Source organism: Paraburkholderia sp. DD10 (genome assembly GCF_049177125.1).
Classification (GTDB): domain Bacteria; phylum Pseudomonadota; class Gammaproteobacteria; order Burkholderiales; family Burkholderiaceae; genus Paraburkholderia; species Paraburkholderia terricola.
The window spans coordinates 386,973-402,963 of the sequence record NZ_CP185392.1 but is presented as its reverse complement, the minus strand read 5'-3'; the positions used below and the strand labels follow the sequence as shown (position 1 = coordinate 402,963).

At 63.8% G+C, this 15,991-nt stretch carries 14 protein-coding genes; 5 read left to right on the top strand and 9 right to left on the bottom strand.

The window, feature by feature from the left end; all coding sequences use genetic code 11:
* Window positions 1-22: 22 nt before the first annotated feature.
* Window positions 23-1,030, bottom strand: coding sequence for a TauD/TfdA family dioxygenase (locus ACOCG7_RS01905; protein ID WP_421376629.1), 1,008 nt, complete (start codon window positions 1,028-1,030; stop codon window positions 23-25).
* A gap of 577 nt (window positions 1,031-1,607) precedes the next feature.
* On the opposite strand from ACOCG7_RS01905, the gene ACOCG7_RS01900 reads away from it, so the two are divergent.
* A complete protein-coding gene (locus ACOCG7_RS01900; protein WP_083082229.1) occupies window positions 1,608-2,771 on the top strand; it encodes an iron-containing alcohol dehydrogenase in 1,164 nt (387 codons plus the stop codon).
* Between the two features lie 64 nt (window positions 2,772-2,835).
* On the opposite strand, the gene ACOCG7_RS01895 is transcribed toward ACOCG7_RS01900, so the two are convergent.
* The 3 genes from ACOCG7_RS01895 to ACOCG7_RS01885 form a co-directional block, all read right to left on the bottom strand.
* A complete protein-coding gene (locus ACOCG7_RS01895) occupies window positions 2,836-3,873 on the bottom strand; it encodes an ABC transporter substrate-binding protein (RefSeq protein ID WP_083082226.1) in 1,038 nt (345 codons plus the stop codon).
* Window positions 3,874-3,935: 62 nt separating this feature from the next.
* Window positions 3,936-5,330: a sensor histidine kinase gene (locus tag ACOCG7_RS01890; RefSeq protein WP_083082213.1), complete on the bottom strand. Its 1,395-nt coding sequence runs from the start codon at window positions 5,328-5,330 to the stop codon at window positions 3,936-3,938.
* The gene (locus ACOCG7_RS01885) at window positions 5,320-5,997 is read right to left on the bottom strand and encodes a response regulator (RefSeq protein ID WP_073428698.1); all 678 of its coding nucleotides are present in this window, start codon (window positions 5,995-5,997) and stop codon (window positions 5,320-5,322) included. The genes ACOCG7_RS01890 and ACOCG7_RS01885 overlap by 11 nt, the downstream gene beginning before the upstream one ends.
* Before the next feature lie 259 nt (window positions 5,998-6,256).
* Between ACOCG7_RS01885 and ACOCG7_RS01880 the strand changes: the two genes are divergently transcribed.
* From ACOCG7_RS01880 to ACOCG7_RS01865, 4 genes are all read left to right on the top strand, one after another.
* On the top strand, window positions 6,257-7,276 hold the full coding sequence (locus ACOCG7_RS01880; RefSeq protein WP_073428699.1) for an ABC transporter substrate-binding protein: 1,020 nt from the start codon (window positions 6,257-6,259) through the stop codon (window positions 7,274-7,276).
* A 51-nt stretch (window positions 7,277-7,327) separates the two neighbouring features.
* Window positions 7,328-8,122 carry an ABC transporter ATP-binding protein gene (locus ACOCG7_RS01875; protein ID WP_073428700.1) on the top strand — a complete coding sequence of 265 codons (795 nt, stop codon included), beginning with the start codon at window positions 7,328-7,330 and terminating at the stop codon, window positions 8,120-8,122.
* Between the two features lie 40 nt (window positions 8,123-8,162).
* Window positions 8,163-9,005, top strand: coding sequence for an ABC transporter permease (locus ACOCG7_RS01870; protein ID WP_421377671.1), 843 nt, complete (start codon window positions 8,163-8,165; stop codon window positions 9,003-9,005).
* 314 nt (window positions 9,006-9,319) lie between these two features.
* On the top strand, window positions 9,320-9,637 hold the full coding sequence (locus tag ACOCG7_RS01865) for a DUF4148 domain-containing protein (protein ID WP_073428702.1): 318 nt from the start codon (window positions 9,320-9,322) through the stop codon (window positions 9,635-9,637).
* Window positions 9,638-9,863: 226 nt separating this feature from the next.
* Here the strand turns inward: ACOCG7_RS01865 and ACOCG7_RS01860 are convergent, their stop codons facing one another.
* From ACOCG7_RS01860 to ACOCG7_RS01840, 5 genes are all read right to left on the bottom strand, one after another.
* Window positions 9,864-10,112, bottom strand: coding sequence for a hypothetical protein (locus tag ACOCG7_RS01860; protein WP_073428703.1), 249 nt, complete (start codon window positions 10,110-10,112; stop codon window positions 9,864-9,866).
* A 238-nt stretch (window positions 10,113-10,350) separates the two neighbouring features.
* Window positions 10,351-11,397, bottom strand: coding sequence for a phytoene/squalene synthase family protein (locus tag ACOCG7_RS01855; RefSeq protein ID WP_421376624.1), 1,047 nt, complete (start codon window positions 11,395-11,397; stop codon window positions 10,351-10,353).
* A gap of 230 nt (window positions 11,398-11,627) precedes the next feature.
* On the bottom strand, window positions 11,628-13,529 hold the full coding sequence (locus tag ACOCG7_RS01850; protein WP_421376622.1) for a feruloyl-CoA synthase: 1,902 nt from the start codon (window positions 13,527-13,529) through the stop codon (window positions 11,628-11,630).
* A 121-nt stretch (window positions 13,530-13,650) separates the two neighbouring features.
* Window positions 13,651-15,102, bottom strand: a complete 1,452-nt coding sequence (locus ACOCG7_RS01845; protein WP_073428705.1) for an aldehyde dehydrogenase — start codon at window positions 15,100-15,102, stop codon at window positions 13,651-13,653.
* A gap of 51 nt (window positions 15,103-15,153) precedes the next feature.
* Complete coding sequence (locus tag ACOCG7_RS01840) at window positions 15,154-15,981, bottom strand: p-hydroxycinnamoyl CoA hydratase/lyase (protein ID WP_073428706.1); 828 nt, start codon at window positions 15,979-15,981, stop codon at window positions 15,154-15,156.
* Window positions 15,982-15,991 lie beyond the last annotated feature (10 nt).

Sequence of the window (15,991 nt, the reverse complement as noted above, 5' to 3'; positions counted from 1 at the left end):
GCGCGGCCGTCCGCGTGACCGCTTATCCCCGGTCCCGGCCTTCGCTGTAACTCTGCGCCATCGCCACGACGACCTTGCGCGGTCCTTCGAACGGATCGCGCGCGTGCGCGGTCAGCATGTTGTCGAGCATCAGCACGTCGCCCGTCCGCCAGGGAAACACGATCCGCTGCTGATCGAGCACGCCGCGGATTTCGGCAAGCGCCTCGGCCTCCAGCGGCTCGCCGTCGCCGTAATAGACATTGCGCGGCACGTTTTCGAGCCCGACCGAATCGATCAGCGCCTCCTGCATGTCCTCGTCGAGCGATGACAGGTGGAACAGATTTGCCTGGTTGAACCAGACAAGCTCGCCCGTGCGCGGATGACGCGCCACCGCCTGGCAGCGTTCGCGCGTGCGCAACAGCAGTTCGCCGTCGTCGCTGTCGCGCCATTCGCATTCGATGCCGCGAGTCCGGCAAATGCGCTCGACCACGCGCGGATCATCCGAGCCGAAAGCCTGCTCCCACGGCAGATCGAGCCCTTGCCCGAAGTTGCGCACGTAAAGCAGCTCACGTTTGGCAAAGCGCGCGACGAGCGCCGGATCGAGCGCGCCGTGGATCGCGCGGCTGTCCGCAATCGGCGTCGCGCCGCCCGCACGCGCGGCGAGCGCGCAGTGAAACCAGATACGCAGCGGCCATTCGCGCGTGTACGACTGCTCGTTATGCAACGGAATCGAGCGATGCGGCGGATATTCGGTCGACGTGTAGACCGCCCCCGCCACCTGACTGCGCGGCGTCGACGCGAATTCATAGCCGATCAGCGGATGCCCGAACGAGCCCGCGAAGCTTTGAAAGGTATCTATCGAGTCCACGCGAAAGCCGGTGAACAGCACGCCGCCCGCGTGCTCGAGCGTGTCGTCGACGATCGCATGCAGCAGCGGCGCAGCCGCTTGCAGAGAAATCTCCGCGCCGGCGCGCGGCGAGACGACGGTCGGCAGTCCCGGCTCGATCGAGAGATCGGCAAGCATGGGCTGCGGCATCGAAAGCGTGGTCATAGGGGATCCTTTTGCGTGAGCGATGGGGTCGGCGGCGCGCCGAAACAAGCGAGGCATGCGGCTTGCGGACCGCTCGTGCCGGCTGCGTCGCGCGAGCCGGCTTGAAACGCGGGCGGACAGGCGGTTCCGGCATCGAGAACCGGCGTGGGTGTCGTTGCCCAAGGCTCCCGTCGAATCAGCACTTCGGCCATGAATTCGCTCCGCGTTCTCAAAGGACAGGGCATCAATCTAGCCCAAATGCGAACCGTTCTCAACAAAGACCTCGAATGTCCTGCTGAATCGCATGGTTTTGGCGCTCGCCCGTCGGCTTTATATGGCCGCGTTCGTTGTGTTTGGGCGCTTCACCGCCGTAGTTGGCCGCTTCGTTCGCCCGCCTCGTTTGCCCGCTTAATCCAACCGCGCAACATCAAAGGCACGCGAGCAGCCGATCCGAATCTGGTACAACTAACGCCTGCGCTCAGGCTCTCGCTTCCCGCATTTTTCCCGCGAGGCTGCGAGCCTCTACCGCCGCAAAAAACACCATTCCGCAGCCCGATCGGCGCCACGCCGCGAGCCATGCGATGCAAGGAGACGCTAAATGACGAACGCATTCCGCTTCCAGACCGTGCCGACCATGCTGGTCGAGTTCGGCGCCGCGCGCCGGCTCGGCGCTCTATTGCGCGCGCAATTTCCAGCGCTTACGCGCCTGTGCGTCGTCACCGACGCTTTCCTTCACAAGAGCGGGCTCCTGAATCCCGCGCTCGCCGACCTCGCCGCGCACGGCTGGAACGCCACCGTAATCGACGACGTAATCGCCGATCCGCCCGAACACATCGTGCTCGAAGCAACTTCGCGCGCGCGGACGGCGGGTGTGCAGATCGTGCTGGGCCTGGGCGGCGGCTCGTCGATGGACGTGGCGAAGCTGATCGCCGTGCTGGCTCCACAGGAACAGCAAACACTCGCCGACATGTACGGCGTGAACAAGATCGTGGTCTCCCGCCTGCCGCTCGTGCAGATGCCGACCACCGCGGGCACCGGTTCGGAAGTGACGGCCGTGTCGATCGTGACGGTTGGCGAGGCGAAGAAAATGGGCGTGGTCGCCCCGCAGTTGATCGCCGATCTGGCGATTCTCGACGCCGAACTCACGCTCGGCCTGCCCAGGGCCGCGACCGCCGCAACCGGCATCGACGCGATGGTGCATGCAATCGAGGCGTACACGTCCGCGCATCTGAAGAACCCGATCTCCGACATGCTCGCGGTGAAAGCGCTCGAACTGTTGTCGCGCAATCTGCTGCCCGCGTGCGAGAGCGGCCAGAACCGCGAGGCGCGCGAAGCCATGCTGCTCGGCGCGACCTTCGCGGGCCAGGCGTTTGCCAATTCGCCGGTGGCCGCGGTGCATGCGCTCGCGTATCCGATCGGCGGCATTTACCACGTGCCGCACGGTCTTTCGAATGCGCTCGTGCTGCCACACGTGTTGCGGTTTAACGCCGAGGCGGCGGCGCATCTGTATGCGGAACTCGCGGACGTGATCATGCCGGGCGCGACCGGCAGCGCCGCCAGCAAGACGCAGGCGCTGATCGAACGGCTCGAACAGATGATCGCCGCGACGGCGATTCCGGCGCGGCTGCGCGATGTCGGCATCGAACGCAGCGGACTCGAACGGATGGCGAGCGACGCCATGTTGCAAACGCGGCTGCTGGTCAACAATCCCCGGTCGCTCACCGAGGACGATGCATTGGCGATTTACAGCGCCGCGTTTTGATCTCGCGCTGGGCGTTATTACAAGGCGGGCGTTGCCGCGGTCTCGCGATACGCACGCATCCAGCTTAGGGCTTCACTTCGTCGACGAACTGATTGGTGAACGTTCTCGACAGATCGACATGGCGCCCCTTCACCGAGGGATTGAAACCCGACAGCACCTTGAGCACGGTGCGCGGGCCGTCGGCCGGCATCCTGCCGTCGACCGTGAACATCGGCAACGACGCCTTCAATGCGCTGACATAAAGCGCCTTGTCGTTGCCGATGAAGTTCTTCGGCATCCGCGCGGCGATTTCCTCGGCGCTGTGCGTATGCAGGTATTGCAGCGTCCTCACGAAAGCACGCGCGAGTTTGGCTGCTTCCCGCGGGTGCGTATCGAGCCATGCGCTCTGCACGTACAGGCTGGAAGCCGGATACGTGCCGCCGAGCGCGGCACGCGTGCCCTCGACGTTGCGCATGTCCACGAGAATCCTCGCATCGCCGGATTTGAGCAGTTGCGACACGGTCGGCTCGGTCGTCATGCCCGCGTCGATGCGGCCTTGCCTGATCGCCGCGATAAAGCTGTTGTCCGCGCCCACCGGCAGCACCGTGTATTGCGAGTTCGGCACGCCCTCGAGTCTCGCCAGATACTGCGTCAGAAAATTGGTCGACGAACCGAGCCCGGTCACGCCGAGCGTCTTGCCCCTGACGTCGGCCATGCTTTTGATCGAATCGGCGGCTCTCGCCGACACCATTTCCACTTCGCCGGGCACCTGGCCGAGCACGACGATGCTCTTTACCTCCTTGCCCTTGCTCTGCAAAACGATGGTGTGGTCGTAGAAACCCACCACCCCTTGCACCGCGCCCGCCAGCAATTCATTCTCCGCGTCGACGCCCGCCGTTTGCGACAGCAGTTCCACGTCGAGACCTTCGGCCTTGAAGTAGCCAAGCTGCTCCGTCAGGTACACGGGAAGATAGATGAGCTTGGTGATGCCACCCACCATGATCGCGACTTTCCCGGGCGCATCGTCCTGCGCGGACGCCGCCGGAGCCAGCAGAAAGAGTGTGAAAAACGCCGCGACTGCCGCATGGAACGCGCGCGAAAAGCTCAGTGAAGCGTTGCGCATTGTGTGAGTGTCTCCTTCCTATCGCGCATCCGCGAGAAGCGCTCGATGGGCGATTCAAACTTTTAAACCTTCTCCGCCCGCTGCGCCTTGGCGCGCGGAAACGACACCGTCACGTGCACGCCCTTGCCGCCTTCGCCCGGCTTGAGCGTGATCTCGCCATGATGCGCGTCCGCGATCTCGCGCACGATCGCGAGGCCGAGCCCCGTGCCTTCCGTATCCGTCGACGCGCGGAAGAACGGTTCGAACACGCGGCCGCGCGACTCGGCCGGAATGCCGGGGCCGTCGTCCAGCACGCTCACGCTGACCGTATCGGCGCCGGCATGCACCGCAACCGTGACATGGCCGCCGCTGCCCGTATAACGGATCGCGTTCTCGGCCAGGTTGGCGATCAGCGCCTGAAGCATGCCGCGATGCCCGGCCACCGGCGCAACGCCGCTCAATTCCGCACCCAGGTCGATGTCCCGAGCCTGCGCGAGCAGCGCCAGGTCTTCCACCACTTCCATGGCGAGCGCGACGAGGTCCACGGTTTCAACGGCCAGTTGCGTGTTGTCGGCGGCTTCGGCCTGCGCCAGCAACAGCAGCTTGTTGGTCAGCCCGACCATCGAACGATTGCTGCGATGCATGGCCGCGAGCGCTTCGTCGAGTGCGGGATTCAAGCCGTCCTGCTGACGCGCGAACTGCAATTGCGTGCCGAGCAGCGTGAGCGGCGTGCGCAACTGGTGGGCGGCGTCGGCAATGAAGCGCCGTTGCGCGGCGACTTGCACGCCGAGCCGCGCAATGCACTGATTGATCGCCTCGACGATCGGCCGCAACTCCGTATGCAGGCGCTCGACGCGAATCGGCTCCAGTTGCATCGGATCGCGGTCGGCGACCTCGTCCTTCACTTTCATCAAGGGCCGCAATTCGAACGTGAGGCCGATGCAAACCAGCGCCACCGCCAGCGCGATCATTTCGATCTGCCGCACGAGTTGCGGCTGCCACAATTCCTGCGCCATCGCATCGCGCGAGCGCACGGTCTTGCCGACCGTCACGCGCACGCGGCGCGTCACGCCATTGTCGTACATGAGACGAACGAGGCCGACCGCGCGCACGGCACGGCCTTGCAAAGCGGCGTCGTAATGATCGGGGGTATCGGGGCGCTGCGCCGGGCGCGGCGGGAAGTCGGGCGTGCCCGCGAGCAGGCGGCCATCGTCGACGCTCACGCTGTAGAACACCTGGTCGCGATAAGGCGACGCGAATATTTCGAGCGCGGCGGGCGGCACGTCCACGCGCAGGAAGCCGTCCACCCATTGCACTTCGCCCGCGATCATGCGCGCCGACGAAATCAACTGGTTATCCTGCACCAGATCCGCGGTGCGCCGCGCATTGTCGTATTCGGCCTTGCCGGTGACGAACACGTATAGCGCGAGCGGCACGAGCAGCCACCACAACAAACGCACGCGCAAGCTATTGGTCATCTTCTTTCTTGCGCAACAGGTAGCCGAGCCCGCGCAACGTGACGATCGCCGCCGAACTGCCGTCGAGTTTCTTGCGCAGCCGCGAGATGTAGATTTCCACCGCGTCCTCGCTCGGTTCGTCCGCGAGCGTGAAGATCGCGTCGACCAGCGCGGGCTTCGTCACCGTTTTGCCCAGACGCAGGATCAGCGTTTCGAGCACCGAACGCTCGCGCGGCGTGACGTTCAGCGGCGCGCCCTTCAGCGTGAACTGGCGCGTGTCGATGTCGAACGCGAGATCGCCGCACACCACCTCGCTCGCCTTCGAGGGTGACTGGCGGCGGATCGCCACCTTGATGCGCGCGACCAGCTCGCGCACTTCGAACGGCTTGACGAGGTAGTCGTCCGCGCCGGCGCCGAGCAGTTCCACCTTTTCGTCGATGGAGCCGCTCGCCGTCAGGATCAGCACCGGCGTCGAGTCGCCGCGCTGACGCAGACGGCGCAGCACGTTCTTGCCGGACAGTTGCGGCAGATTGAGGTCGAGCAGAATCACGTCGTAATGATTCGTGCGCAATAGACGGTCGGCGGAGTCGCCGTCCTGCACCGCGTCGAGCGCGAACGCCTCCTGTTCCAGCATCCTGGCGAGCCAGTGCGCGAGCGTGGGATTGTCTTCGATGAGCAGCAGCTTCATGGCGGGAACGCGAAAGTCAGATCGTCGATTGTGCCGTAAAACAAGGGCTTTGCGCGCACCGCATGGGGTTCGCGGCAGGCCTTCGAGTATTCGCGGCAAGTCTCTCGGCGGGTTCTCGGCGGGTTTTCGGGTTAACACCCATGATTTAGCCACGTCCCCGAAAGCTGGCAGAAGGTTTGCGATTTCTATACTCGCCTCCATTCACCCAGAAAGCGCCGCATTTTCCACCCAGCGGCGACAAACCTACGGAGACTGCTTCATGCGTACCTTGCGCCAGATTGCCGCTGTGTCAGGTGTTGCGTTCACCCTTGCCGCCGCCTCGGCTGCCGCTCATGCCGAGAAGCTGACGATCATGGTCGGCGGCGCCACCAAGATCATCTATCTGCCGGCCAAGCTCACCGAGCAGCTCGGCTACTTCAAGGACGAAGGCCTCGACGTCGAAATCCTCTCGCAACCGGCGGGCGTCGACGCGGAAAACGAACTGCTCGCGGGCGCGGTGCAAGGCGTGGTGGGTTTCTACGACCACACCATCGATCTGCAGAGCAAGGGCAAGGAAGTGGAGGCGCTGGTGATTTTCGGCCAGGTGCCGGGCGAGGTGGAGATGGTCTCCACCAAGGCCGCGGGCACGCTCAAGAGCATGGCCGACGTCAAGGGCAAGACGCTCGGCGTGACCGGCCTCGGTTCGTCGACGAGCTTCCTCACACAATATCTCGCGCAACGCGGCGGCGTGCCGAGCTCGCAGTACACGTTGCTGCCGGTGGGCGCGGACAACAGCTTTATCGCGGCCATCAAGCAAAGCCGCATCGACGCGGGCATGACGACCGAGCCGACCGTCTCGCAACTGCTGAAGACCGGCGACGCCAAGGTGCTGGTCGACATGCGCACGCTGGAAGGCACGCGCGCCGCGCTCGGCGGAACCTATCCGGCTTCGAGCTTCTACGTGCAGCGCGCGTGGGCCGAGTCGCACAAGGACGACGCCGCGAAACTCTCGCATGCGTTCGCGAAGACGCTGAACTTCATTGCGACGCATAGCGCCGAGGAGATCGCCGCGAAGATGCCGAAGGACTATTACGGCAACAACAAGGACCTCTATGTCGGCGCGCTGAAGGCGTCGCTGCCGATGTTCACGAAGGACGGCAAGATGCCCGCCGACGGCCCCGACACGGTGCTGAAAGTATTGTCGGCATTCAATCCGTCGGTGAAGGGCAAGCATATCGACCTCGCCAAGACGTACACCAACGACTACGTGTCGGCGCCGGTCAAAACCGCGGCGAAGTAACACCCCTTCGACATCACGAGACACATCACGAGAACAGCGAGGCCCCAGCCGATGAATCCATCCATGTCACGCGATACGCCAGCTATCGAGATGCGCAACGTATCGTGCCGTTTCATTTCTCCCGACGGCAAGGCGACGATCGCGTTGCGCGACTTCAGCATGTCGGTGGCGCGCGGCGAATTCGTCGCGATTGTCGGCCCGACGGGTTGCGGCAAGTCGACCACGCTCAGCATGATCACCGGCTTGCTGAAGCCCACCACCGGCGAAGTGCGCGTGATGGGCGCGCCGGTCGACGGCATCGATCCGCGCATCGGCTTCGTGTTTCAGGCGGACGCCGTGTTCCCGTGGCGCTCGGTGCTCGACAACGTGGCGGCCGGTCCGCTGTATCGCGGTCGTTCGAAATCCGCCGCGTACGACGAAGCCAATGAATGGCTGCGCCGCGTGGGCCTCGACAAGTTTGGCAAGCACTACCCGCATCAACTCTCCGGCGGCATGAGAAAGCGCGTGGCGCTCGCGCAAACCTTCATCAACAGGCCCGAAATCCTGCTGATGGACGAGCCCTTCTCGGCGCTCGACATGCAAACCCGCACGCTGATGCAGGACGAGTTGCTGCAACTGTGGGCCGGCGCCGGCTCGGTGGTGTTCGTCACGCACGATCTGGAGGAAGCGATTGCGCTCGCCGACCGCGTGTTCGTGCTGACCGCGCGCCCCGCCACGCTGAAGAAAGTGTATGAAATCGATCTGCCGCGTCCGCGCGTCACGTCGGAGGTCCGCTACGACCCACGCTTTATCGAAATCTCGCGCGACATCTGGCATGACCTGCGCGAAGAAGTGCAGATCGGTTAATCAAGGAACGGCAAACATGTCTACGACTACCTCTGAACAGATGATGCCTTCGGGCATCGACGCCGCGTCGCTCGCTCATGTCGAACGCGTCGCGCAAAAACGCATCCGGCAGCGCCATGCACTGGTGATTTCGCTGCGCATCGTCGTGCTGGTGGTGGTGCTCGGCGGCTGGGAGTTGTCCGCGCGCCTGAAGTGGATCGACCCGTTCTTCTTCTCGATGCCGAGCGCGATCTTCGATCAGATCGTCGACTGGTTCGTGAACGGCACTTCGCAAGGGCCGCTGCTGACGCAGGTATGGGTGACGCTCGAGGAAACCGCGCTCGGTTTCCTTATCGGCTCGGTGGCGGGCGTGTTCTGCGGCATCGTGCTTGGCCGCAACAAGCTGCTCTCCGACGTGTTCAGCCTCTACATCAAGATCGCCAACTCGATTCCGCGCGTGGTGCTCGGCTCGGTGTTCGTGATCGCGCTGGGTCTGGGGATGGCGTCGAAAGTGGCGCTTGCCGTGGTGATGGTGTTCTTCGTCGTGTTCGCCAACGCGTTCCAGGGCGTGCGTGAAGCGGACCGGTTCATGATCGCCAATGCGCAGATTCTCGGTGCGTCGCGCCGCCAGGTGACGACGTCGGTGGTGATTCCGTCGGCGTTGAGCTGGATTCTTGCGAGCTTGCATGTGAGCTTCGGCTTCGCTCTCGTCGGCGCGGTGGTGGGCGAGTTTCTCGGCTCCAAGCAGGGCATCGGCCTGTTGATCTCCACCGCGCAAGGCGCATTCAACGCAAGCGGCGTGTTCGCGGCGATGATCGTGCTGGCGGTGGTCGCACTCGCCGCGGATTATCTGTTGACCGCCGTCGAACATCGCTTGTTGAAGTGGCGGCCGGCCGTGGTTTGAGCGATCGGTTTCAGGTTTGAGCCCGCGTGGAACGCGGGCATTGTGAGCGAATGCCGTTCGGTCTCTGACTGAACGGCATTTTTGTTTTTGCAGCGTGGAAGGCGGCGATTGAAAACAGCACGCGAGGACGCAGCAGCTTGTCGCGTGCCTCTGCCCTGCCATCACAAGATGCCGCTGGTTTGTCTCAAATCCAGCAACAAAGATTACCTGAGTCGGTGGTTACTCCGTCGAAGTCGCAAACCTACAATGCACTCACTGGTTACGAACAACACCGTTCGTAACGCGACAAAGACCCGAACTGGAGGTAGTTCATCATGAAATCGCTCATTCAAGCTGTTGTTATCGCCGCTGCACTGGCCGCTCCCGTTGCCTCGTTTGCACAGTCCAACCAGCCCGTGACCCGCGCGCAAGTGCGCGCCGAACTGATTCAACTCGAAAAGGCCGGTTATCAACCGGGCCGCGACGACCCGCACTACCCGGCTGACATTCAGGCCGCGCAAGCTCGCGTCGATGCGCAAAACGGCACCGCACAGCCGGCGCAAAGCGGTTACGGTGGTGTGGCAGGCGGCTCGTCGCAAGTGGGCCGCGCGGCTGCCGCCAATGGACAGAAGTCGATTTACTTCGGGCAATAAGCGCTAGCTCTTGCGCCAGGCGAGCGCTAATGAAACGCGCGCTTTGACTCAAACGAACTGGCCCGCGACCGAGCATGGCGATCGCGGGCCAGCGGTTTATTCGATACCTCCGTCATCGGGCTCCCGGTGACTTCGCCTGGATCTCCACGGTCCAGGCGCTTTTTCGCGGCGCATCTTTGGCGATGCCCGCCTGCGTGTCTCCGTGATGCACTGTGTAATGAACCGCTCAGTCGCGTGCGACCAGACCGCCCACTTCGCCACGGCCGGTGACAAGACAGCTCGACAGGAAATTTTCCCCCTGACTGCTGGCGCCGACGTCACCGAAGCCTTTTTTCAACGCGTTAGCCTTGACCATCTCCGCGCCCTGGTGACAGGTTATCGTTCCCGTCTCGCCCGCTTGCGCGCGCATCAATGCCCTATCCGCTAGCAGATAGCCCAGCAGCAACACCACGGCAATATTGAAAGCCTGTCTCATGTCCGCCTCCTCTGTCGAAGAGACTAACGCGAACCACCGATGCACGGTGTTAGGGGTTTCCCGATCGATCGCCTTTCAATGATGCAGATTAAATCAAGTGAGATTGCGGCGCGATTGGGCTGGCGTTGTCGGCGGCTTAGGCGACCATCCAGCCAAGATTCATTTTTCAACGAGTAGCCGGGTGCACATCGTATCGGTGTTTCCGCACCGGGCTAGCTACATCTTCATGTCGCCACGTTCAGAGCCGCGCTTCGATCCGTCTGATGCGCTGCTCGATCGAGTTCCGCACCAGCGCGTTCGAAGGCACCATGAACAGCGACGACGCGATGATCTGATACACCCGATTGCGTCGCACTTTCGAGACCTTCTGCGGATCGAGCCAGGCGTCGTTATCCACCAGCAACAGCAGCGTCTCCAGACCGATCAGAATCGGCCACAAGCAGGCGAGCCGCAAACGCACGGAGAACGCGGGAATCGCCAGCGTGTAGTCCAGCGCGTCACGAAAATGATCGAGCGTCTTGCGCAGCAGTTCGACCAGCAGCGGACGCGCGCGTATGGAGTTGCCCGGCAGCAGCAGATCTTGCGCGCTCAGCCCGTGGCGAACCAGCAGCGTCTCGGGAAGATAACAGCGGCCGATCCGCAAGTCCTTGCCGCAATCGCGCAGCACGTTGGTCATCTGCAACGCCTTGCCGAAACGCACGCCGCGGCGCGCTATCGTCTCGGGCCGTTCCTTCAGCGTACCGGGCATGTGCGCATAAGTCATCGTGGTCCAGAATTCGCCGACGCAACCCGCCACCAGATACGTATAGCGATCCAGTTCGTCGTATTCGCGCAGCGCGGCGATCCGGCCGGAACGTTCGTCGGGGAAGGTGCGAAGATCGAATTCCATGCCTTCGGTCAGCGTCGATACGATCTCACGCACCGCCTTGCGATCGGGCTCGCTGAGTTGCGACAAGACTTCGAGCGCGGGTCCGAGCGATTCGAGCAGCACCTTTTCATCCGACTGCGCCTGCTGGCCCGCCACTTCCGCGGCCATGCGCCGGATCAGCGCGCCGTCGTCGGCTGCGCCGTTCACCTGGTCGCGCAACGACAGCAGCAGCGCAAGGCGCTGTTCCGGCGAAATGAGCGAGGTGTCGGCGATCGTATCTGCCGCGCGCGCCAACAGATACGCGAGGCCGATGGGGTCGCGCATGCCGGCGGGCAGCACGCGCAGCGTAAGGTAGAAGGAGCGTGAAACGCCTTTCAGGAGCGGACCGAGAAGGAAGGCCCGGGTCGGATTCGGCATGAGTGGGATCAGGTCAGTAGGGGCAAAAATCAGGCGCTGCCGAATTGTATACGGCGAAGCGCTTTCGCCGCGCGGCAGCGGATTGACGCTGACCCGCGCCAACTTTGTTGCGAGCACTTCTGCTTAAGTGCCTTTTTCTACCCCAGTAGACCGTTCTCTTTCAGAACCAGCGGCTGCCACTTTTTGTTCCCTGAAACGCAAGCCGATCACCGATCACGCCGGCGCATGCACTACGCCGCGCCACCCGCGACCGCGTAAATCACCGCGGGATCGCGCCGCGCCGCATCGTACATCGCCTCGACGAGCGCGGCCCGATGCGTCAACACCGCGCGCTGATTGATCGAGCCTTTGTCGGTGATCTCGCCGAGATCGAGCGACGGCGCGATGTCCATGAGCCGCAGGCGCGCGATCGTGGTCGCGCCGCCGGTCGCGCCGCGATTGAGCGTCGCCAGTAAAGCCGCGAAATGCGCCCGCACCGCCGGCGCTTCCACCACTTCGCGCGCGCTCGCCGATTCGGGCAGTCCCGCTAGACGCCGGCAATCGGCGAGTCGCGGAAACACCAGCAAGCCCACGTCGTCGCGATTCATGCCGGCGACCACCACGTCTTGCACATAGGGCGCGCCCTCGGAAATCACACGCGCCCGCATGGGACCGACGCTCACGAAGGTGCCCGAACTCAGCTTGAAATCCTCGGCAATGCGTCCGTCGAACAGCAAGCCGAGTTCCGGCCGCTCGACATCGACAAAGCGCAACGCGTCGCCGCTGCAAAAGTAGCCTTCCTCGTCGAATGCGTTGTCCGACTCGCCGGCGTTCGCGCGCCAGTAGCCGGCCATCACGTGCGGGCCGCGATAGCGCGCTTCGAGTTTGTCGCCGACCGGCGCAAGCTTGACCTCGCAGCCAGGCGCGGGCAAGCCGACATAGCCGGCGCGCATGATCGGCCCCGTGGTGAACAGGCATGACGGCGACGTTTCGGTCATGCCGAGTCCCGCCATGATGCGAATGCGCTCGCCGCAGTATTTTTCCGTGACCCGCTCCAGCCGGTCCCACGCGGCTTGCGAGAGGCCGGCGCCCGCAAAGAAATACACCTTCGCGCGCGAGAAAAACGTCTCACGCAATTGCGCGTCGTGCTCCAGCGCGATCGCCAGTTCTTCCCAACCCTTCGGCACATTGAAGTAGATGGTCGGTGCGATTTCGCGCAGATTGCGCAACGTTTCCTCGAACTTGCCGTTGACGGGTTTGCCGTCGTCGATATAGATCGTGCCGCCGTTGTAGAGCGCGATGCCGGCGTTATGGCTGCCGCCGAAGGTGTGGTTCCAGGGCAGCCAGTCGACCAGAACCGGCGCTTCCCGCGCGAACTCGGGAAAGGTTTCGAGCAGCATCTGCTGGTTGCTGCACAGCATGCGGTGCGTGGTCGGCACGGCCTTGGGCAGTTTGGTCGAGCCCGACGTGAAGAGAAATTTGGCGATGGTGTCGGGGCTCACCGTTGCGTGAACCGAGTCGACGGTGGTGGGCGTCGTGTTCAGCAGGTCGTCGAACGACGTCACGCTATGCGCCGCGCGCGCCTCGCGTGGTCCGTTGACCGATACGACTTCGACGTCGGCAGGCACCACCGCCGCGATGGCCCTGGCGAACACATCATAGTCGCTGACGAGAACGAGTCCCGGCGTGAGCAGATCGATCGTATGACGCAGTTTGCCGAAGTCGCCCGAAGCCAGCGCATAGGCCGGCGAAATCGCCGCATACGGAATGCCGGCCCACATTGCGCCCAGCGCCAGTTGCAGATGCTCGAGATCGTTGCCGGAGAGAATCGCGACCGGCCGCTCGACGGAAAGATTGCGGGCCAGCAGAGCCTGCCCGATAGCGCGAGCGCTTTGCAACGCCTTCGCATAGCTCACGCCGATCCATTCGCCGTCGATACCGCGGCGTGCCGCCAGCCAGCGTTCGGGATGCGCTTGCGCACCGCTCGCGAGCCGGTCTGTCATGCGCCGCGGATGTTCGCCGAGCGGCTCGGCCGCGCGCAGATACCACGTATCGCCGCGCCGTTGCGCATGCACCGACGAAGTACCGATCGCCGTGGCGCGATAGCGCGTCGGCGTGCCGGGGGCATTCGATTGTTTTGGCTCGGAATGCAAAGCCTGTCTCCTGTTACGCGCCGCCTATGACGGCATCGGGGGGCGCTCTGCGTCATGCGGCGGAGCCACCTTCTCCATGCGTTGATACGGCTCTGATTGCAGCGTATCAGCCGCACGCGAATCAGATCGGATAGTGCCGCGGTCCGGTTTGAATCGTGATCCAGCGCAGGTCCGTGAATTCGGCAATCGACGCCTTGCTGCCGAAGCGCCCATAGCCGCTCTTCTTCACGCCGCCGAACGGCATCTGCGCTTCGTCGTGCACGGTCGGTCCGTTGATATGGCAAATGCCCGATTCGATGCGCTTGGCCACGTTCAACGCGCGCGACACATCGCGGCTGAATACCGCTGCCGACAAACCGTATTCGCTGTCGTTGGCGACGCGAATCGCTTCATCGTCGCCGTCGACACGCTGCACCGTGACCACGGGACCGAAGGATTCCTCGGCGTATAGCTTCATCGCGGGCGTTATACCGTCGACTATCGCAGGCTGCATCACCGCGCCCTCCACATGACAACCGACCGGCAGCCTTGCGCCCTTCTCATGCGCGTCCTTGACCAGCGCCTCGATGCGCCCCGCCGCAGCCGCGCTTTCGAGCACGCCAAGCACGGAATCCGCCGCAGCGGGATCGCCCGCTCTCAAAGTGCGCGCCTTGGCCGCGAGCTTTTCCACTAACGCATCGGCGATCTTCCGGTCGACAATCACGCGCTCAGTGGACATGCAGATTTGCCCCTGGTTGAAGAACGCGCCGAACGCAATGCCGGCGACGGCCGCATCGAGATCCGCATCGTCGAGCACGACAACCGGCGCCTTGCCGCCGAGTTCGAGCAAAGCCGGCTTCAAATGCTGCGCGGCATGTTGCGCGACGATGCGCCCCACCCGCGTCGAGCCGGTGAAGTTGACGCGCCGTACCGCCGGATGCGCAATCAGCCGCTCGACGATCGCCGGTGCGTCTTCGGCGGAATGCGTGATGACGTTCACCACGCCCTCGCCCAGGCCCGCTTCCTGCAACACGCCGCCAATCAGCCGATGCACGCCCGGACAGCCTTCCGACGCCTTCAGCACGACTGTATTGCCGCACGCGAGCGGCATGGCGATCGCGCGCGTGCCGAGAATCACCGGCGCATTCCACGGCGCCATGCCGAGCACCACGCCGCACGGCTGACGCACCGCCATCGCGAGACTGCCGGGCACGTCCGAGGGAATCACGTCGCCGTCGATCTGCGTGGTCATGGCGGCGGCTTCGCGCAGCATGTTGGCGGCCAGCATCACATTGAAGCCGTACCAGTTCGGCATCGCGCCGGTTTCGGCGACGCCGGTTTCGATGAATTGCGCGGTGCGCGCATCCATCAGATCGGCGGCGGCCAACAGACGCTTGCGGCGCTCCGTCGGCGCGAGCGCCGACCATGCCGGGAATGCCCGCGCGGCTGCGGCGACTGCCGCGTCGGCATCGGCGAGCGTTGCCGCGGCCGCGCGCGAGGCAGGCTTGCCGCTCGCGGGATTGATGCGCTCGAACGTCTTGCCGTCCGACGCGCCGCGGCTCTCGCCGCCGATCAATAACGTCACTTCATGCATGTTGCTCGTCTCCTCGCTTGTCTTTTCTCGCGCGCATCCGCGCGCGCTCGATCAGCGCTTGTAGGTTTGCAAACCCGGCTTGATCGCCTTGTCGTCGAGGAACTGCTTCAGGCCCTGCTCGCGGCCGCCTTCAGGATCGCGATGCTGCGCCTGATCGAGCTTGGCGTACAGGTAGTCTTCGTTCTGATCCCACGTGAGTTCGCGGCAACGCTTGAAGCCGTTCTTGGCCGCGCGCAGCACCACCGGATTCTTTTCGAGCAGCTTGCCGGCGAGAACGCGCGTGGCTTCGCGCAGTTCGGCACGCGGCACGCTCTTGTTGACGAGGCCCATCTGCGCCGCTTCCTGGCCCGTGAATGTTTCACCCGTCATGATGTAGTACAACGCCTGACGATGCCCGACGGTGTCGGCCATCGCCTTGCTCACCAGATTGCCCGGCGGAATGCCCCAGTTGATTTCGGAGAGGCCGAACACGGCTTCGTCGGCGGCAATCGCGAGATCGCACGCCACCAGCGGCGAGAAGCCGCCGCCGAAACACCAGCCGTTGACCATCGCGATGGTCGGCTTCGCGTACATGCGCAGCAACTGCCATTGCCAGCGGCATGCATCGCGGCGAATCTTTTCCTGCAGGATTTCCGGGCCGGCGTCGACTTCGCGGAAATACTCCTTCAGGTCCATGCCGGCGGTCCATGCGTCGCCCTCGCCCGTCAGCACCAGAACTTGCGCTTCCGCGTCGAGTTCGACCGCTTCCAGAACCTCGATCATTTCCTTGTTGAGCGTCGGGCTCATCGCGTTGCGTTTCTCGGGACGATTGAGCGACACCCACGCGATTCCCTCAGCGACATCGACCTTGACGGTTTTCCAGCGACCTTCGTAACCCATCTGTTTTCTC